The sequence below is a fragment of the Gilliamella sp. B2923 genome, from assembly GCF_026536565.1.
In the GTDB taxonomy this organism is placed as follows: Bacteria; Pseudomonadota; Gammaproteobacteria; order Enterobacterales; family Orbaceae; genus Gilliamella.
In genome coordinates this window covers 1-731 of the sequence record NZ_JAFNNZ010000054.1, presented here as the reverse complement: position 1 = coordinate 731, position 731 = coordinate 1, and the positions used below count along the sequence as shown (strand labels likewise).

1 protein-coding gene and 1 pseudogene are annotated in these 731 nt (G+C 28.7%); both read left to right on the top strand.

The window, feature by feature from the left end; translation table 11 throughout:
- Positions 1-304: pseudogene (locus J3U42_RS12315) on the top strand (hypothetical protein); the annotation flags it as partial.
- A 235-nt stretch (positions 305-539) separates the two neighbouring features.
- A partial coding sequence (locus tag J3U42_RS12310) for a hypothetical protein (protein WP_267336618.1) occupies positions 540-731 on the top strand: 192 nt, incomplete at its 3' end.

Here is a 731-nt window from a genome sequence, read left to right as displayed (position 1 = left end):
CCCCGCTGAAAGATTACAGATACGTTCAGATGGAACGAAATTTATTTACGGTAACTCTTTAACTTTTAATACTAATGGTACTTTCATATCAAAATACTCTGCTGATTGCGGTAACGATTGTTTTACCCGTTCGGAAGGTACTTTTGAAAAAATTGATGAAACACATCTTCGATTACAAATCAATTTATTCGCGCGTTCTGGCTGGTGTGAAGGCGTAGAAGATAGAACAGTTCGAGATTTAGGAACTTTTGAAATTAAACCAACTAAAAATGGCTATCAATTAGTTAAATTAAAGGATGAATGAAGACTAGCTATAAAATAATAAGCTAAGAAGCTAATAAGCAAGTAATATCCTTCTTTTCAGTATATTAATTAAACTAACTCCTTAATTTATTATTCCCTAAATTATTATTTATCTATTAGATAAATAATACAAAAATAGTTGATTCATTGATGTATAAAAAGTTGAGGAACGGTTTTTTTTAGTCTAAAATCTATACACAATTCTTATCAAGACTTATTAAAAAGTAAAACTCATCATGAAAAAAATTCTTTTTTTATTATTGCTTCCATTTTATAGCTTTGCACAAAATGACATAAATGACTTTTGGAAAAATGATTTTTGGCAAATTAATAAAGTAGTAAATCATGAATTGGATTTATTTGAGTTATCCAATCCCCCCGCTGAAAGATTACAGATACGTTCAGATGGAACGAAATTTATTTACGGT